The sequence below is a fragment of the Pseudomonas syringae pv. tagetis genome (genome assembly GCF_022557255.1).
Lineage (GTDB): Bacteria > Pseudomonadota > Gammaproteobacteria > Pseudomonadales > Pseudomonadaceae > Aquipseudomonas > Aquipseudomonas caricapapayae.
Genome location: NZ_CP092923.1, coordinates 1,266,451 through 1,282,842 on the forward strand (window position 1 = coordinate 1,266,451; position 16,392 = coordinate 1,282,842).

The 16,392-nt window shown below is 57.0% G+C and carries 16 protein-coding genes; 13 read left to right on the top strand and 3 right to left on the bottom strand.

The genetic code is table 11. The features are described 5' to 3' along the window. Positions 1–4: 4 nt before the first annotated feature. The 4 genes from MME58_RS05625 (at position 5) to MME58_RS05640 (ending at position 4,648) form a co-directional block, all read left to right on the top strand. Positions 5–2,548, top strand: a complete 2,544-nt coding sequence (locus MME58_RS05625; RefSeq protein WP_055005252.1) for a fimbria/pilus outer membrane usher protein — start codon at positions 5–7, stop codon at positions 2,546–2,548. Further along, positions 2,545–3,330, top strand: a complete 786-nt coding sequence (locus tag MME58_RS05630) for a fimbrial biogenesis chaperone (RefSeq protein WP_055005253.1) — start codon at positions 2,545–2,547, stop codon at positions 3,328–3,330. Before MME58_RS05625 ends, MME58_RS05630 begins: the two co-directional genes overlap by 4 nt. 1 nt (position 3,331) lies before the next feature. After that, positions 3,332–4,330, top strand: a complete 999-nt coding sequence (locus MME58_RS05635) for a fimbrial protein (RefSeq protein ID WP_055005254.1) — start codon at positions 3,332–3,334, stop codon at positions 4,328–4,330. Positions 4,331–4,423: 93 nt separating this feature from the next. Continuing rightward, positions 4,424–4,648 (top strand): hypothetical protein, encoded by a 225-nt coding sequence (locus MME58_RS05640; RefSeq protein WP_054985899.1) that lies wholly within the window; start codon positions 4,424–4,426, stop codon positions 4,646–4,648. A gap of 18 nt (positions 4,649–4,666) precedes the next feature. On the opposite strand, the gene MME58_RS05645 is transcribed toward MME58_RS05640, so the two are convergent. The 3 genes from MME58_RS05645 to MME58_RS05655 all read right to left on the bottom strand — a co-directional run bounded on the left by MME58_RS05645 (position 4,667) and on the right by MME58_RS05655 (position 6,960). Continuing rightward, positions 4,667–5,422, bottom strand: a complete 756-nt coding sequence (locus MME58_RS05645; RefSeq protein ID WP_054985898.1) for a YkgJ family cysteine cluster protein — start codon at positions 5,420–5,422, stop codon at positions 4,667–4,669. Between the two features lie 114 nt (positions 5,423–5,536). Further along, positions 5,537–5,998, bottom strand: a complete 462-nt coding sequence (locus tag MME58_RS05650) for a GNAT family N-acetyltransferase (RefSeq protein WP_054985897.1) — start codon at positions 5,996–5,998, stop codon at positions 5,537–5,539. Positions 5,999–6,063: 65 nt separating this feature from the next. Beyond that, positions 6,064–6,960 carry a chemotaxis protein gene (locus MME58_RS05655; protein ID WP_054985896.1) on the bottom strand — a complete coding sequence of 299 codons (897 nt, stop codon included), beginning with the start codon at positions 6,958–6,960 and terminating at the stop codon, positions 6,064–6,066. A 612-nt stretch (positions 6,961–7,572) separates the two neighbouring features. Here MME58_RS05655 and MME58_RS05660 point away from each other — a divergent pair. From MME58_RS05660 to MME58_RS05700, 9 genes are all read left to right on the top strand, one after another. Further along, entirely contained in the window at positions 7,573–8,082 is a 510-nt protein-coding gene (locus tag MME58_RS05660) for a disulfide bond formation protein B (protein ID WP_054985895.1), read from the top strand. 464 nt (positions 8,083–8,546) lie between these two features. Beyond that, on the top strand, positions 8,547–9,488 hold the full coding sequence (gene cyoA / locus MME58_RS05665) for a ubiquinol oxidase subunit II (RefSeq protein WP_054985894.1): 942 nt from the start codon (positions 8,547–8,549) through the stop codon (positions 9,486–9,488). Positions 9,489–9,491: 3 nt separating this feature from the next. After that, positions 9,492–11,504, top strand: a complete 2,013-nt coding sequence (cyoB, locus tag MME58_RS05670; protein WP_011266851.1) for a cytochrome o ubiquinol oxidase subunit I — start codon at positions 9,492–9,494, stop codon at positions 11,502–11,504. A 3-nt stretch (positions 11,505–11,507) separates the two neighbouring features. After that, on the top strand, positions 11,508–12,140 hold the full coding sequence (locus tag MME58_RS05675; protein ID WP_002552344.1) for a cytochrome o ubiquinol oxidase subunit III: 633 nt from the start codon (positions 11,508–11,510) through the stop codon (positions 12,138–12,140). Then, positions 12,140–12,472, top strand: coding sequence for a cytochrome o ubiquinol oxidase subunit IV (gene cyoD, locus MME58_RS05680; RefSeq protein ID WP_024643949.1), 333 nt, complete (start codon positions 12,140–12,142; stop codon positions 12,470–12,472). Before MME58_RS05675 ends, cyoD begins: the two co-directional genes overlap by 1 nt. 10 nt (positions 12,473–12,482) lie before the next feature. Further along, a complete protein-coding gene (cyoE, locus tag MME58_RS05685; protein ID WP_054985893.1) occupies positions 12,483–13,370 on the top strand; it encodes a heme o synthase in 888 nt (295 codons plus the stop codon). A gap of 255 nt (positions 13,371–13,625) precedes the next feature. Continuing rightward, positions 13,626–14,510 carry a glycosyltransferase family 2 protein gene (locus MME58_RS05690; protein WP_054985892.1) on the top strand — a complete coding sequence of 295 codons (885 nt, stop codon included), beginning with the start codon at positions 13,626–13,628 and terminating at the stop codon, positions 14,508–14,510. Between the two features lie 43 nt (positions 14,511–14,553). After that, positions 14,554–15,195, top strand: coding sequence for a CatB-related O-acetyltransferase (locus MME58_RS05695; protein ID WP_055005255.1), 642 nt, complete (start codon positions 14,554–14,556; stop codon positions 15,193–15,195). Positions 15,196–15,343: 148 nt separating this feature from the next. Next, positions 15,344–16,363, top strand: a complete 1,020-nt coding sequence (locus MME58_RS05700) for a branched-chain amino acid aminotransferase (RefSeq protein WP_055005256.1) — start codon at positions 15,344–15,346, stop codon at positions 16,361–16,363. The last annotated feature ends 29 nt before the right edge of the window (positions 16,364–16,392 follow it).

The following is a 16,392-nucleotide window of genomic DNA, read 5'->3' on the forward strand; positions in this document are numbered from 1 at the left end:
CGCTATGGAATGGCGCAAAAAAGATAACAAGGGAGTCATTGCTCAGTTCGCTCCCCCTCACCTCCAACGATTCCAGCCGGTTATCGGTCTTGGGTTGACGTTGATATTTTCGCTCGGCACGTTCGCGGCTCAGCCTGGCAGCGCCCGTGGCGAGGGGGCCGTCAAATTCAATACGGCGTTCATCCAGGGAACCGATCAGCCACCTGACCTGCAGGAGTTTCTACGGACCAACAGCGTATTGCCCGGCACTTATCGGGTCGATATCTATGTCAATCGCAAGCTGAGTGGCAGACGAGATATTACTTTTTCAAAGAACCCGATATCAGGCCTGATCGAACCCTGCCTGTCGCTTGAAATGTTACAGAGTTTCGGCCTGGACTTGAGTCGCCTGCCTCCAGATGAGGCCCCTGCTCAGGCCTGTTTCGATCTGCCTGCGCGTATCGAGTTTGCACGCGTCGACTATCAACCCGGTGCGTTGCGACTCACCATCAGTGTGCCGCAAGCCTTCATGTCGCGCGGTACCCGTGGTTATGTTTCACCAGAGCTTTGGGACCACGGCGAGACAGCCGGTTTTATCAATTACAACGCCAATGCCAGCAGACGCCGTAATAAAGATTTGCACGCTGACCAGTATTACCTCGGTCTGCGAAATGGCCTGAACCTAGGAGCCTGGCGATTGCGCAACGAATCATCACTGGTCGGTGGCAGTGACCGGTCCTGGCTGTACCGCAGCAATCGTACCTTCGCGCAGCGCGACGTCACGTTCCTCAAAAGCCAGTTCACAGTGGGGGAAACCTTCAGCGACTCGCAAGTGTTCGACAGTGTTCGCTTCAAGGGGGCGGCACTGGCCTCGGACGATGGCATGCTGTCCGACAGCGAGCGGGCCTATGCCCCGGTCATCCGCGGGATTGCCGAAACCAACGCCACGGTGGAAGTCCGTCAAAACGGCTTCCTGCTGTACAGCGGCAGTGTCTCGCCCGGGCCGTTTGAAATTTCCGATATCTATCCCAGTGGCTCCAATGGGGACTTGTCAGTGTCGGTCATTGAAGCCGACGGCCGGGTACGAACCTTCACTCAGGCCTATGCCTCGCTGCCGATCATGGTGCCCTCGGGATCCTTGCGCTACAGCCTCGCTGTCGGCCAGGTCGACAGCAATGACGACCTTCAGGCGTCCCCCGGTTTTGTCGGCGCAGCTCTGATCTATGGGCTTTCCGAGCGAATTACCGGGTTCGGAGGCCTGCAGTTGGCCGAAGCTTATCAGGCCGGGAATATAGGCGCCGGGGTCAATACCGGGCTGGGCGCGGTGTCGCTGGATATCACCCGGTCTGTCAGCCAGACAGACCGGCAGTCGCTCAGCGGTCAAAGCCTGCGGGTACGTTATGCCAACACGCTGGACGTCACCGACACCACCCTGGCGGTGGCGGGTTACCGGTATTCCACTGAAGCCTACCGTACCCTGAGCCAGCACGTCAGCGATACCGATCCGCAAAGGCGTGCCTTGTCCGCTGGCCTGGCACGAGATCGGCTTGAGCTGAGTGTCACTCAGATAGTGCCGAGCCAGGCCGCATCACTGAGCCTGACCGCTTCCGAGCAGCGCTACTGGAACCTGCCCGGCAAAACCCGGCAGCTCTATCTGTCCTATAACGCTGCCTGGCGCAGCGTCAATTACAGCCTTTCCGTCGAACGGAACGAGGACTTTGGGCGAAACGGTCAAGCGAGCACGGATAATCGTGTCGCCTTGAGCGTGACTCTGCCACTTGGATCGAGTCCGGGTTCTTCGCGACTGTCTTTCAATGCGGTGCGCGACAGCACGGGCGAATACAACGCCCAGGCCGGGCTCAACGGGCAGGTGCTGGGGGATCGCGACACGTTTTATTCGGTACAGACCGGACGTGACAGCAGCTCTGGCGGCTTTGGCGCAGGGAAGATCAGTACAACCAGCGGATTCGGTCGCTTCGAGGCCGGTTACAGCCAGGGCCAGGATTACGATGCATTCAGTCTGTCTGCGGCAGGTTCACTGGTGGCTCATGCCGGTGGCTTGAACCTGGGGCAGGCGCTCGGTGAAACCTTCGCCCTGATTCAGGTTCCGGATGTCAGTGGGGCACGTTTGAAATCGTTCAGTAACGTCGAGACGGCAGGCAACGGCTATGCGATTTTGCCGTATGCGCAACCCTACCGGACCAATTGGGTCAGCCTCGACACCCGGCAACTGGGTGCAGATATCGACCTGGAAAACGCTATCACCCAGGTCGTGCCGCGCCGGGGAGCGATGCCGGTGGTACGCTTCAAGGCTGTTGTGGGTCGCCGTGTCCAGTTTGAGCTGGTGCGCTTTGACGGCAGCAAATTACCGCTGGGTGCCAGTGTCGAGGATGAGCAGGGCAGGGCGCTGGCGGTGGTCGACCCGGACAGTCAGGCGTTGGTGCTCAGTGAGCAGGATGTGGGCAGTTTGCGGGTGCGCTGGTCCGATCAGAGTTGTCAGGCCGCATTCTCTCTGCCGCCCAAAGATCCTGCCCGTGCCTACGAGCGGATCAGAGTGACCTGCCAATGAACGCCCTTGTCTACCCATGCAAGGTATTGTTGGCGGTTTTGCTTCTGGGCGTCGGCGTTGGCGTGCAAGGGGCGGTTTCGCTGTCCGGGACGCGACTGGTCTTCGATGGCCAGTATCGTGAAGTCAGCATTGAGGTACGCAATCGCGGCAAGGCCGAGGCTCTTTTACAGACCTGGCTCAGTGATCCGCTGGATGATGACGACACTCCCCTGAACCGGCGCAACGCGCTGCCGTTCGTGGTCACGCCGCCACTTTCACGTCTGCCGGTTGGCGGCAGGCAGGCCCTGCGCGTGTTGTATCAAGGCACCGGGATGCCGCAGGAGCGCGAGTCGCTGGTGCATTTGTATGTGCTTGAGGTGCCTCGACGCCAGGACGGCCTTCATCAGTTGAACGTCGCCGTGCGTCAGCGCATCAATGTGTTCTACCGGCCAACCGGTCTCGAAGGTGATCCGGCCGACACCGCCGCAAGGTTGCTGTGGACGCTGACTCACGGCCAGGCGGATGTGGTCTTGCTGACGGTCAGTAACCCGACGCCTTACTACGCCGCTCTGCACGCGTTACGCATCGACGGCATTCAACTCGGCGAGCACCTGCTGCTGGCACCGGGTGCTCATGTTGATCTCGCTGCGCCAACGAGTCTTCTGCCTTCCGCAACCCATCGTTTTTCCTATAAGGCGCTGACCGACTATGGCGGTCAGCGAACCTATTGCACACCGCTCAAGGGGCAGGTGGCCGTTACGGCGCGCCTGCTGGAGAACAATCCCGTTCAGGATGAATGCTGATATGAAATTTCTGTCTGCCAGACGCTGGCTGCACTCCATGGCCGTATTGCTGATACTGAATCCGACGGCGGTATTTGCGTTGGTCTGTACCGCTCAGGGGACTGGCGAAAACGAAATCCACAACGACCTGAGCAGTACCGTGGCGATTCCGGAATCGACGCCCGACGGGGAAGTGGTGTGGCGTTCCGAACCCTTGAATATTCAGGTCGAATGCGCCAGAGAAGGTTTGCAGTCTGTCGAGGAGGAAATTTTTGTCTATCTGAATCCGGACAATCGTGTGATCGGTCAGGGTATCCGGGCCGGAATGACGCTTCAGGGCATCGACCACCTGCAAGGCAGTGGACGTATCAGTACCGGAAGCCACTTGCCGATCTGTCATGCAGGCGACGGCAATGTCGATAACTGTTCGAAGGTGAGATTCACTCTGGCGTTCTCCGTATTCATTCAAAAGTTCGGTGCCACACCGCCTACAGGCGTGGCCAGTGATTTACTGGACTACCGGTTTTTTCAGCTGGGCGGCGCAACAGATTCGAACCGGGTGCCGGGGCGCAGCCTCAGTTATGTGATCAACAACTTGCGGGGGCTGCGGTTCGTGGCCTGCGATGCCGACCTGCAAGTACTCCCTGAAACCGTGGAGTTCGGCGACGTTGCCATACACCAGGTGGCTATTGGCAAGGTGATAGCCGCACAGACATTCTCCCTGCTGACCAGCCGGACCTGTGACTCGCCCTTCAGCATCGATGCGCGTTTCAGGCCGGTCACAGGCAATCTGTCAGGCGATCTGCTCGTCCCTTCCGGTAACGATTCATTGGGGATTCGCATTGCAAGCGCAGTCAATGGTCAGCTATTACGTTACAACGAGCCCTTCCATCTGGCGGAATTGCTGGGTGAAACCAATGCTGCCAGTGCCGACTTCAACGCTGAGCTGCTCTGGAACACGAACACGCCAAGGCCTGGACCGTTCAATGCCGAGATCATGGTCGATCTGTTCTACAAATGACGGCGACAGGAGGCTCGGGCGGTTGCGCGGCGATTGATGTATGCTGCGCGACCGCGGGCACGTGCCCGGCCAATTCGACTTTCTGGTGACACCATGACCACTCCTGAACAACCTCATGTTCAAGACGCCGCAGCCGAGCCCGTCGCAGACACTGAAAAGAAGGCTGTCATCGCGCCTTTCAGCTTTCCGTTCAAGCCTTCGGAGTTTGCCCAGGCCAAAAAGGAGCCGGCATGGCATCAGAAAGCCAATAAGCATGGCCATCACAAGACGCCTGGCGTCGCCCCTGCCGGTACGCGCAGATCGATGGGTAAACGCTGATCGCGTGAGCGATCCGGTTCAGGCTGCCTGCAACGGTATGAACAGGTAGGACACCGGATCCCGATCAGTGACGTCCGCACCCTCCTGCTGAAGGGTGCTGAGTACCTGCTGTCCAGCCACATGAAACGCCCAGTGTGACCTCTCGGGCAGCATACTCTGCGCTGAATTCGTGACTTCCTCGATGGCGGCCGCGAATGCGCTCATGTCCGGCAGGTACGCCACGAAACCGTTGCCCTTGAGGGCTGTGGTACGAATACCCAGCTTCTGACAGATCCGCTGTTTGACCTCTATTTCGTCTCGATCGGCCTGACGCGACTGTTCGATCAGGTTCATCAACTGTGTATCTACAAGCCTGTCGGCAACGATCAGGTCGGGACCCTGTTCCCAGGATTCGGGTGGGCAACCTTTGGTTTCAGGGCGTAACGGAATATGCGGGTTGATCTCCATCGGATAAATCCGGCACACCAGCGGTCGGCGCTCGTAAATGCGACAAAGGTTTTTTTCGTCAAGATTCCGGCAGCGCCCGACGTTGTAGGCCGCGAAGGTGATCGCCACGAAGGCTGTCGTACTGCCACTGCTCACTTCGGTCGAGCGACGGCTGGCATGGGTCAGCTGCGTTTCGGAGACGCCATAGCCATTGCTCAGAAATGCTTCGGTCAAGACAATGACGTTGCCGCCGTCTGCCGCCCATTGCCTGGCTTCGCCGAGCGTGAGGGGGACGTGGTGATCGGTGCAGCAACCGCCACAACCCACACAGGAAAACTTCGTGTCCATTGTCTCGATGACCCTTTCAGAGGTGCGCGCCGGCCGACAACAACTGGTCGTTCGCCGGGCTGATGCAGCTGAGGAAGCAAGTTGTGCGCCAGCCGCCTGTGGGCGATACACAATTCAGGGCGCAGAGGTCTCGAAACGCCTCAGGCAGGACATTCCTGATTTGGCGTAAAGGTGCCGCGCTGCAAGATTGTTTTCCATGACATACAGATCGACCGCCGCTTCGCCGCATTGCTGTAAATGGGCGAACAGATGGTTGAGCAGCGCTGAACCGATCCCGGTATTTCGCACATCAGGATTCACGACCAGGTCCTTGATGAATGCGCTGGTCCAGCAGACGATCACGCCCACCACCGTTTCGTCGAGCGTGGCCACAAAGCAGCGTGATGTGTCGAATTCCGGGTCTCGCTCGAAGGCGGCCAGCCAGCTCTTATAATCCGGAACGCTGCCTTGCCCATTGGCATAACCCAGTGCCAGCAGGTGGTGAACCTCCTGTGCCCGGTCAAGGGTGAAAGGCTGCGGCAGGACACGCGGCGGCCAGACCGCAGCGGGTACGGGTATGGCGAGTGGCCGACGCATCAGCCAGTAATGTCCGGCAGATGCGTCGGTCAGGTCAGGACGTTGCGTCGGTGTGCACTCCGGGATCAGAGCCCTTGGGCGACCACCGTGCGTGCGGCCTCGATCAGGCATTTGGTCAGCTCGGGCGACGAGAACTTGGTCAACACAGCGTTGGCTCCGGCGATCTGGGATTTCTCGCTGTTCATCGCGCTGTCGAGCGACGTGTGCAAGAGGATGTACAGGTCGCTGAAGTCGGGTGTGTCGCGAAGTGTACGGGTGAGGGCGTAGCCGTCCATCTCCGACATCTCGATATCGGAAACCACGACGTTGATCTGCCTTGCAGTACCCTGCAGATCCAGCAGAACGTCGATAGCTTCCTTGGCACTGCGCGCCGTGTGGCATTCGATGCCCAGATTGCGCAAGGTAATGATCGACTGCTGCAGGGCAACCTGGCTGTCATCGACGACCAGAATCCGCGCCTTGCTCAGCAGTTCCGCATCTTCTTTGGCCAGTTCTGTCGATTGCACGACGATCTGCGCCGGAGCAATGCCGTGAATGACTTTTTCGATATCCAGCACCTGTACCAGCACGCCGTCGACCTGAGTTACCCCGGTAATGAACGACTTGCTGCTGGACCCATAGGGCGGCGGACGGATATCGGTGGTCAGGCAGTGCACTATCTTGCTGACGGCCTGAACGTGCAGGCCCTGTTTCGAGCGGCTGACGTCGGTAACGATCAGGCAGCCGCCGTCGGGATCGGCCAAGGGACGCTCACCGATGGCACGGCTCAGGTCAATGACCGACAGCGAAGAGCCGCGTAACGTAGCGATGCCTTTGACGTGCGGGTGCGATTCGGGCAGATGGGTCAGGGGAGGGCAGGGAATGATCTCACTGACCTTGAGCAAGTTGATCGCCATCAGCTTGCCGCTGCGCAACGTGAAGAGGAGCAGCGAAAGTGAATCTGCTCGGACGTTCTTGGACATATGAACCTTCTGGCTGTAGGTGTTTCGTCGCCTGGAAGCGGCAAACAACTTTCTATGTCAGGTTATCGACCTGCGGCGAGCAGGCTTGAGGATTTTTAACGGACAGCCGACCTGGCCGTTCGCTCATCATGGAAAGTCGTTTCAGCACATCCCGGCAGCCTGCATGAGCTGCCTGCGCAGACGCTGATAGTGGCAGTCTGGCTTCGGTTGCGTCAAACCGGGCGAGAGCGGCACATTGTCGCTCTGCCCGGTCCGACAGATCGCGTCGCGGGTTCGAACGCTGCTGCCCTTTGACAGATTCGGGGCCTGCGGCAAAATACCGCAGCTATATATAGAAGAAGTGGTGCGACAAACTGACGCACCCTTCTATATATAGAAGGGCCTTGCATCGGCTCCTGACAAAAGATCTTCAGGTGCGACGCATCGGTGCGGCTGCGCAGACCATCCGGCTGGCAAATGCGCCCGTACGGCTGGCGAATGCTTGAGTTGCCGAATCAGACAGAAGATCATCGCGCACGCTTCGGCGCAGCCGGGCCGTACACTCTGGATCAGGCTTCGGCCCCGGGTTCATGGCGTTGGCCAACCACCTCATCAGTTCAGTAAGGTAAGTGAATGAGCGACAACACGTTGTACCTGAGACGCGAAAAGCGCTTTCTGGTTTTGCTGGGGATTATCTGCCTGGCCCTGATCGGCGGTGCCCTGTACATGCAGATCGTGCTGGGCGAAGCGCCTTGTCCGCTGTGCATCCTGCAGCGCTACGCGTTGCTGTTCATCGCCATTTTCGCATTCCTCGGCGCAGCCATGCCCGGACGCCGTGGCGTAACGGTATTTGAAACGCTGGTTACCCTCAGTGCATTGGGCGGGATTGCTGCTGCCGGCCGGCATGTATGGATTCTCGCCCATCCGTCCGACAGCTGCGGTATCGATATTCTGCAACCGATTGTCGATGGCCTGCCATTGGCTACACTGTTTCCTGTCGGGTTCCAGGTCAGCGGTTTCTGCACGACGCCGTATCCGCCGGTTCTCGGGTTGTCACTCGCACAATGGGCGTTGGTAGCGTTTGTCCTGACGGCCGTTCTGGTACCGGCGTGCATCATTCGCAACCGCCGCAAACCTTACTAAATACAGGGGCTTTCCAGTAAAGAGCCCCGTGATTACGGGGCTTTTTTTGGACGGAATGACATGTTTTCAGGTTGATTGTTACGCTTATGGAGAATAACTGTTACAAAATTAGGCATAGTCATTGAAAATTTACGTATCTACAATCCCCACCACTTGTCGTCCAGCCTGGCTGAACGATCAGCATTTTGAGGCTTGGAGCGTCCCCTGTGCACTCTGAACAGGCAGCGCAACGCTTGCCTCTGAGGGCGTATAATGGTCGCGTCGAAAGCGTCTGCCCGCTATTTTGGGCAGTTCCAGCAACTCAAAAAACAAGAATCCATAGCTAAACCCGGACTTGTCGATATGCCGCTGTGCGTACTGGCAGGCCCTTGTTCAATTCAAAAAAATTAGCCGGCACTGGCAGGGCGAAGTGTTGGCGGTCGAAACCCAACTGCACCGCGCAAGCTGCTTTTAGAGGTCGTGAAATGAGTAAAAAAAGGTACCCCAGGTTTTTTGGCTTCTTGGCCCTTTTCTGTATGCTTTTGCTCAGTGGATGCGATGGCGTACCTCTGCTCGATCCAAAAGGGCAGGTGGGTATCGAGCAGCGGAACCTGATCGTAATAGCTACGTTGCTGATGCTGATCGTCGTGATCCCGGTCATTCTGATGACCCTGATCTTCGCATGGAAGTATCGCGCTTCGAACAAGGCCGCCAAGTACACGCCGGACTGGTCTCACTCCACCAAGATCGAAATCGCAGTCTGGGGCGTACCCATGCTGTTGCTGGTCTTCCTGGGGTACATCACCTACGTCTCGACCCACTCGCTGGACCCTTACCGTCCGCTGGAGTCGGACGTCAAGCCGGTCACCATTCAGGCGATCTCGGTTGACTGGAAATGGGTATTCATCTACCCGGACTACGGCATCGCCACGGTCAACAAGATCGTGTTCCCTGCCAAGACTCCGATCAACTTCCAGGTCACCTCGGACAGTGTGATGAACTCGTTCTTCATCCCTGGTCTGGGTGGTCAGATCTACGCGATGGCGGGTATGCACACCAAGCTGCATCTCATTGCCAACGAGAATCATGAATTCAACGGTATTTCGGCCAACTACAGTGGCGCAGGCTTTACCGGCATGAAGTTCAAGGCTATCGCTACCAGCCAGGCTGATTTCGACAGCTGGGTCAGCGAAGTCAAGAGCTCACCTAAAAAGCTTGGCACGGCCGAATACGCCGAGTTGATCAAGCCGAGCGAACGCAACCCTGTCGAACTCTTTTCCTCGGTCACCCCGAACCTGTTCCAGATCGTCATCGACAAGTATGAAGGTATGAATCCAGGCAAGAAGGTTGTTGCTGGTGAGAAGGAAGTGGCCGGTGACGCTGGTGCGGAAAAAGGCAAAAATTCAGCTGCTGGGGCAGAGGAGTAAACGATGTTTGGCAAATTAAGTCTGGAAGCGGTGCCGTTCCACGAGCCCATAGTCATGGTGACACTTGCCATGATCGCGCTCGGCGGCATTGCGGTTGTCGGGTTGATCACCTATTTCCGCAAGTGGACGTACTTGTGGTCTGAATGGCTGACCTCTGTCGACCACAAGAAAATCGGCGTGATGTACATCGTCGTTGCCATGGTCATGCTGCTGCGTGGTTTTGCCGACGCCATCATGATGCGTACCCAACTGGCGATGGCCCAGAACGGCTCCGAAGGGTTCCTCCCGCCGGAGCACTATGACCAGATCTTCACCGCTCACGGTGTGATCATGATCATCTTCATGGCGATGCCGTTCTTTACCGGTCTGATGAACATCGTTCTGCCTCTGCAGATCGGTGCTCGCGACGTGGCGTTCCCGTTCCTGAACTCCCTGAGCTTCTGGCTGCTGGTCGCAGGCATGCTGCTGATCAACATCTCCCTGGGTGTCGGTGAGTTCGCCAAGACCGGCTGGGTAGCCTATCCGCCTCTTTCCGGGCTGCAATACAGTCCTGGCGTAGGCGTTGACTACTATATCTGGGCGCTACAGTTATCCGGGTTAGGTACGACGCTGACGGGGGTCAACTTCCTCGTGACCGTTCTGAAGATGCGTACCCCTGGCATGAAACTGATGGACATGCCGATCTTCACCTGGACCTGCACCTGGGCAAACATCCTGATCGTGGCTTCGTTCCCGATCCTGACCGCTACCCTGGCGTTCCTGACCCTTGACCGCTACCTGGACTTCCATATTTTCACGAACGAAATGGGTGGTAACCCCATGATGTACGTGAACCTGTTCTGGGCGTGGGGTCACCCTGAGGTGTATATCCTGATCCTGCCGGCATTCGGCGTGTTCTCGGAAGTCATCTCCACGTTCTCCGGCAAGCGTCTGTTCGGCCACAAGTCGATGATCTTCGCGTCCGGTGCGATCTGTATCCTGGGCTTCATGGTCTGGCTGCACCACTTCTTCACCATGGGTGCGGGTGCCAACGTCAACGCCTTCTTCGGTCTGGCGACCATGCTCATCGCGATCCCGACGGGTGTGAAGCTGTTCAACTGGCTGTTCACGATGTACCAGGGTCGTCTGCGCTTCACTGCGCCAGTGCTCTGGACCCTGGGCTTCATGGTCACCTTCTCGATCGGCGGCATGACCGGCGTTCTGCTGGCGATCCCGGGTGCTGACTTCGTGCTGCACAACAGCCTGTTCGTAATCGCTCACTTCCACAACGTCATCATCGGCGGTGCGGTATTCGGTTACATTGCCGGCTTCGCGTTCTGGTTCCCTAAAGCGTTCGGTTTCACCCTGAACGAGAAGTGGGGCAAGGCAGCGTTCTGGTTCTGGATCGTCGGCTTCTTCGTCGCGTTCATGCCGCTTTACGCGCTGGGCTTCCTGGGCATGACCCGTCGTCTGAACGCTACCGACATGCCTGAGTGGAACATCTACCTGGACGTCGCGCTGTTCGGTGCCGTGCTGATCGCCATGGGTATCGCTTCGCAGCTGATCCAGTTGTTCGTAAGTATCCGTGACCGTGACAACAATCGCGATCTGACCGGTGACCCATGGAATGGCCATACTCTGGAATGGTCTACTTCTTCTCCACCGCCGTTCTACAACTTTGCCGAGCTGCCAAAAGCTGACGACATCGACCCGTTCACCGACGCCAAACGTGCCGGCACTGCTTACAAGGTTCCTGCCCGCTACTCGGCGATCCACATGCCTAACAACACGGCGACCGGCCTGTATATGGGTATGTTGCTGACGGTCTTCGGCTTTGCATTCATCTGGCACATCTGGTGGCTGGTAGGCGCAAGCCTGGTTGCGACCATCGCAGTCTTCGTTGCTCACGCTGTCCGTGACGACCAGGGCTACATGGTGCCCGCTGAAGATGTAGCGCGTATTGAAGGTGAGCATCACAAGGTCCTGGCGGCCAACGGTGCATACACTCCTGTCAAGTCCTCGCTGGAACAGGTTTAAACAATGTCAAATATTGCAATCAACTCCGGAGCCCACGATCACGGTCACGACCATGATCATGGGCATGACGATCACCACGACAGCGGTGGAATGACGGTCTACGGCTTCTGGCTGTACCTGATGACCGACTGCGTGTTGTTCGCCTCGTTCTTCGCGGTGTACGCCGTGATGGTCAACAGTGTCGCGGGTGGTCCGTCGGGCCAGGACATTTTCCTGCTGCCATTCGTGGCTGTGGAAACCGCGTTCCTGCTGGTCAGTAGTATCACTTACGGCTTCGCCATGCTGGCACTGTACAAAGGCAAGAAGAGCCAGGTACTGGGCTGGCTGGCGCTGACCTTCCTGTGTGGTGCTGCGTTTATCGGTATGGAAATCTATGAATTCCATCACCTGATCCACGAAGGTTACGGTCCGAGCCGCAGCGGCTTCCTGTCAGCGTTTTTCGCGCTGGTCGGCCTGCACGGCGCCCACGTGACCAGCGGTCTGATCTGGATGGCGATCATGATGTTCCAGGTCCAGAAAAAAGGCCTGACCAACACCAATAAGACGCGCCTGAGCTGCCTCAGCCTGTTCTGGCACTTCCTGGACGTTGTCTGGATCGGCGTGTTCACCGTTGTCTATCTGATGGGAGCTTTGTAATGTCAAATTCGCATCACTCCGCTGAAGACAATAGTCACGGCTCCGTGAAGTCGTACATCATCGGTTTCGTACTGTCGGTCATCCTGACCGCTATTCCGTTTGCCCTGGTGATGTCACCTTCGCTGCCGAAGGACATGACGATCGCAATCGTTCTGGTCTTCGCGATCATCCAGATTCTGGTGCATCTGCATTACTTCCTGCATCTGGACTTCACGAGCGTGCAGCGTAACAACGTGATGGCCTTCGCCTTTACCACGATGGTTATCGTCCTGCTGGTCGGCTTGTCGCTGTGGATCATTTTCAGCGTCCACCGCGAAATGATGGCGCATTGAGGAATACCAGATGTCACTGAAGCACTTTATCCAAATCACCAAGCCGGGGATCATTTTCGGTAACGTGCTTTCGGTGGCAGGTGGCTTTTTTCTGGCTTCCAAGGGAAATATCGATTTCGGCGTGTTTCTCGCTGCGGTCATCGGTACTTCCCTGGTCGTTGCGTCTGGTTGCGTGTTCAATAACTGCATCGATCGCGATATCGATCAGCGAATGGAAAGGACCCGTAACCGGGTCCTGGTGCAGGGTCTGGTTTCACTGAAACTGGCGCTGCTCTACGCAACCCTGCTCGGTGTTGCAGGCGTTGGCCTGCTGTATACCGAGGCCAATCCGTTGGCCGCACTGTTTGCAGTGATCGGTTTCGTTATCTACGTCGGCCTCTACAGCCTGTACCTGAAACGCAGATCCGTTCACGGCACACTGGTGGGCAGTCTCTCGGGGGCGATGCCTCCAGTGATTGGCTACTGCGCAGTGAGCAACAGCTTCGACTTTGCAGCCCTGACGCTACTGGTGATGTTCAGCCTGTGGCAGATGCCGCATTCGTATGCGATCGCGATTTTCCGTTTCAATGATTATCGTGCGGCGAAAATTCCGGTCCTGCCGGTCAAACGCGGCATTCTGGTCACCAAGCGCCACATCATGCTCTACATCCTGGCGTTCCTCGTTGCGACCCTGATGTTGACCGTCGGTGGTTACGCGGGCCTCAACTACCTGGCTGTTGCAGCAGGTATGGGCATGTACTGGTTGTACATGGCCTGGAAGGGCTACAAGGCCGTTGACGATACTGTCTGGGCTCGCAAGCTGTTCGTATTCTCGATCTTCACCATCACTGCCCTGAGCGTGATGATGTCGGTCGACTTTCAGGTGACAAAAGAATTGCTGGTGACTTACGCCTTCTGATGCCAACTGATGCGCGACATGAAAAACCCCGTTCTGTGAGGCACGGGGTTTTTTTTCGGGCGCAGTTCTACACTTGATGATGACATGACGGGATAACCGAGTTTTAGCGGCTGGATACGCCTGGTTACACGGCGATTGTGACCTGTCATGGAAACTCAGGATCGTTTGCCGCATGATGTGCCGTTTTCAAGCGACCTGTTATGGATATCCGGTTTCCAGGCCCGTCAGGGCTGATCATGATCACGGCTGCTACCCATGATGTCTTCAGAAAGTCAGAACCTTACGCCCAAACCTCTGGTATCGATTGTTGCGCCTTGTTATAACGCCGAGCGATTTCTTGAGGTCGCGATTCAGAGCATTTTTGCTCAGGATTACGAGAATTTCGAGGTCATCGTTGTTGACGATGGCTCGACCGACAACAGCATTGCGATGCTCGAGTCCTTGCAGGAACACTATCCCTTTCAGCTTTACCGTCAGGTCAATCAGGGTGTCAGCGCTGCGCTCAATCATGGTTTGCGCTATGCAAAGGGCGTCTATCTCTCAACACCGGACCTGGATGATATCATGCTGCCTTCATCGGTGCGTGTCCGTGCCGAGTACCTCGACAAGCATCCTGCGGCGGGCTGCGTCGGCGCGTTGATCTGCTACATGGACTGTGAAGGCAGGGAAATCAAGCGCCAGTCACGCGACAGGGTCGAGCAGCTGACATTCGATGACATACTGCGCGGCGCGGTCGTGGTCGGGGCACCGGTGGCGTTGTATCGGATGCAGGCCATGCGGGACGCGAACGGATATGACCCGGAAATAAAGGTTCAGGATTTCCAGGCCACGCTGAGAATTGCCCGCCTGGGTTATGAAATGCATGTCATCCCTGAAGTCGTGACACGCTATCGACGTCACCCCGACAACCTCTCACGCAAATACAAAGTATTGCTCGAGGCCGACCTGAAAAGCATCGAGCCCTACCGAGATCATCCTGATTACCAGCGGGGGCGTACTCAGATCATCAACAAGGCACTCAAATACGCTGCGGTCGCGGATAAGCGGCATGCCTGGAGCCTGTTGCTTTCCATTCCCCTGAAGTACATCAATCGAACGACCTGGCGGCGCTGCAGGCGCTTGCTCCTGAGTTATCGCTGAACGTGACCTGAGTGTCCGTAAAACCCTTTTATTCAAGGTGGCCATGAAACTCATCGAGCTTCTGAAATCCAGGAAAGTACGCAAGCAGCTTCGCAAGATGGATAAGCTGGAGCGGCTTGCCGAGAAAATCAGGTTGCACTATCCCCGAGCCGAAGTGGGAGTAGGTACATATGGCACCCCGGACATCGTCGAGTTTGGAGACGATTCGGTGTTGCGCGTAGGATCGTACACATCCATTGCCGAAGGCGTGAGGATTCTGTTGGGCGGCGAGCACCGCACAGACTGGATTACCACTTATCCATTTCCCGCGATGGTCGAACAATTATCAGACATAAAGGATTACTCGCCCAGCAAGGGCGACGTAACGATTGGCAGTGACTGCTGGATTTGCGCGAACGCGGTCATCGTGTCGGGCGTCACCATCGGTCACGGCGCTATCGTCGGTGCCGGTGCAATGGTCGTGCGCGATGTGGCTCCCTATTCGGTTGTCGGTGGCAATCCGTGCAAATTCATCCGTTGGCGTTTCGATGAGGATGTTCGCGACCTGCTGTTGCAAACGGCGTGGTGGGACTGGCCTATGGAGGAAGTAAAGTCGGTAGCGCGAACGCTTTGCAGTTCGGACATGGAAGCTTTTCTTGCCTATGTTCGCCAGTGTCGGACAGCGCCACCTTCGTTGGCCAACTGACGGTACATGAAGAGCGCCCGTATCTGGACCTGCGTCAGAAATGCCATGTCGGTTTGCATTTATTTCAAGCCTCAGAGCCTGAATGATCTGGCAGAATAAGGCATTGGCCTGACTCGTCCAGGCAGTCGCTAAAATGATAGAGGGCGTTATGAGTCAAGAAAGCATCAACTGGGACACTCTGGGTTTCGATTACATCAAGACTGACAAGCGCTACCTTTCTCATTGGCGCGACGGTGCCTGGGATCAGGGTTCGCTGACCGAAGACAACACACTGCATATCAGCGAGGGTTCGACTGCGCTGCATTACGGTCAGCAGTGCTTCGAGGGACTCAAAGCCTACCGCTGCAAGGATGGTTCGATCAATCTGTTCCGTCCCGACCAGAACGCGCAACGCATGCAGCGCAGCTGCTCCCGCCTGTTGATGCCTCATGTCCCGACCGATGTATTCATCGAAGCCTGCAAACAGGTGGTCAAGGTCAACGAACGCTTCATCCCGCCTTACGGTTCCGGCGGCGCGCTGTACCTGCGTCCGTTCGTTATCGGTGTGGGTGACAACATCGGTGTGCGCACGGCACCGGAGTTCATCTTCTCGATTTTCTGCATCCCGGTGGGCGCTTATTTCAAGGGTGGCCTGAAGCCGAACAATTTCGTCATCTCCGGCTACGACCGCGCTGCGCCCAACGGTACAGGCGCGGCCAAGGTTGGCGGAAACTACGCCGCCAGCCTGATGCCCGGATCCGAAGCCAAGAAACACAGTTTTGCAGATTGCATCTATCTTGATCCGCAGACCCATTCCAAGATCGAGGAAGTGGGTTCGGCCAATTTCTTTGCCATCACCAGGGATGATGTGTTCCTGACGCCGAAATCACCCTCGGTATTGCCGGGCATCACCCGCCTGTCGTTGATCGAACTGGCGAAATCCCGTCTGAACCTGACGGTCGAGGAGGGTGACGTATTCATCGACCAGCTTGACACCTTCAAGGAAGCAGGCGCTTGCGGTACGGCTGCAGTGATTACGCCGATTGGCGGAATTTCCTACAAGGACAACCTGCACGTGTTCTACAGCCAGACCGAAGTCGGTCCGGTGACCCAGCGTCTGTACAAGGAATTGACCGGCGTTCAATCCGGCGACGTCGAAGCACCCGCAGGCTGGATCGTCAAGGTCTGACGGCTTGAAGCTGATCGTTCCAGTCTCAC

Bases quoted from the DNA above. Each gene is read 5' to 3' on its own strand.
- MME58_RS05625 (WP_055005252.1), top strand. From the start codon at position 5: ATGGAATGGCGCAAAAAAGATAACAAGGGAGTCATTGCTCAGTTCGCT.
- MME58_RS05630 (WP_055005253.1), top strand. From the start codon at position 2,545: ATGAACGCCCTTGTCTACCCATGCAAGGTATTGTTGGCGGTTTTGCTT.
- MME58_RS05635 (WP_055005254.1), top strand. From the start codon at position 3,332: ATGAAATTTCTGTCTGCCAGACGCTGGCTGCACTCCATGGCCGTATTG.
- MME58_RS05640 (WP_054985899.1), top strand. From the start codon at position 4,424: ATGACCACTCCTGAACAACCTCATGTTCAAGACGCCGCAGCCGAGCCC.
- MME58_RS05645 (WP_054985898.1), bottom strand. From the start codon at position 5,422: ATGGACACGAAGTTTTCCTGTGTGGGTTGTGGCGGTTGCTGCACCGAT.
- MME58_RS05650 (WP_054985897.1), bottom strand. From the start codon at position 5,998: ATGCGTCGGCCACTCGCCATACCCGTACCCGCTGCGGTCTGGCCGCCG.
- MME58_RS05655 (WP_054985896.1), bottom strand. From the start codon at position 6,960: ATGTCCAAGAACGTCCGAGCAGATTCACTTTCGCTGCTCCTCTTCACG.
- MME58_RS05660 (WP_054985895.1), top strand. From the start codon at position 7,573: ATGAGCGACAACACGTTGTACCTGAGACGCGAAAAGCGCTTTCTGGTT.
- cyoA (WP_054985894.1), top strand. From the start codon at position 8,547: ATGAGTAAAAAAAGGTACCCCAGGTTTTTTGGCTTCTTGGCCCTTTTC.
- cyoB (WP_011266851.1), top strand. From the start codon at position 9,492: ATGTTTGGCAAATTAAGTCTGGAAGCGGTGCCGTTCCACGAGCCCATA.
- MME58_RS05675 (WP_002552344.1), top strand. From the start codon at position 11,508: ATGTCAAATATTGCAATCAACTCCGGAGCCCACGATCACGGTCACGAC.
- cyoD (WP_024643949.1), top strand. From the start codon at position 12,140: ATGTCAAATTCGCATCACTCCGCTGAAGACAATAGTCACGGCTCCGTG.
- cyoE (WP_054985893.1), top strand. From the start codon at position 12,483: ATGTCACTGAAGCACTTTATCCAAATCACCAAGCCGGGGATCATTTTC.
- MME58_RS05690 (WP_054985892.1), top strand. From the start codon at position 13,626: ATGATGTCTTCAGAAAGTCAGAACCTTACGCCCAAACCTCTGGTATCG.
- MME58_RS05695 (WP_055005255.1), top strand. From the start codon at position 14,554: ATGAAACTCATCGAGCTTCTGAAATCCAGGAAAGTACGCAAGCAGCTT.
- MME58_RS05700 (WP_055005256.1), top strand. From the start codon at position 15,344: ATGAGTCAAGAAAGCATCAACTGGGACACTCTGGGTTTCGATTACATC.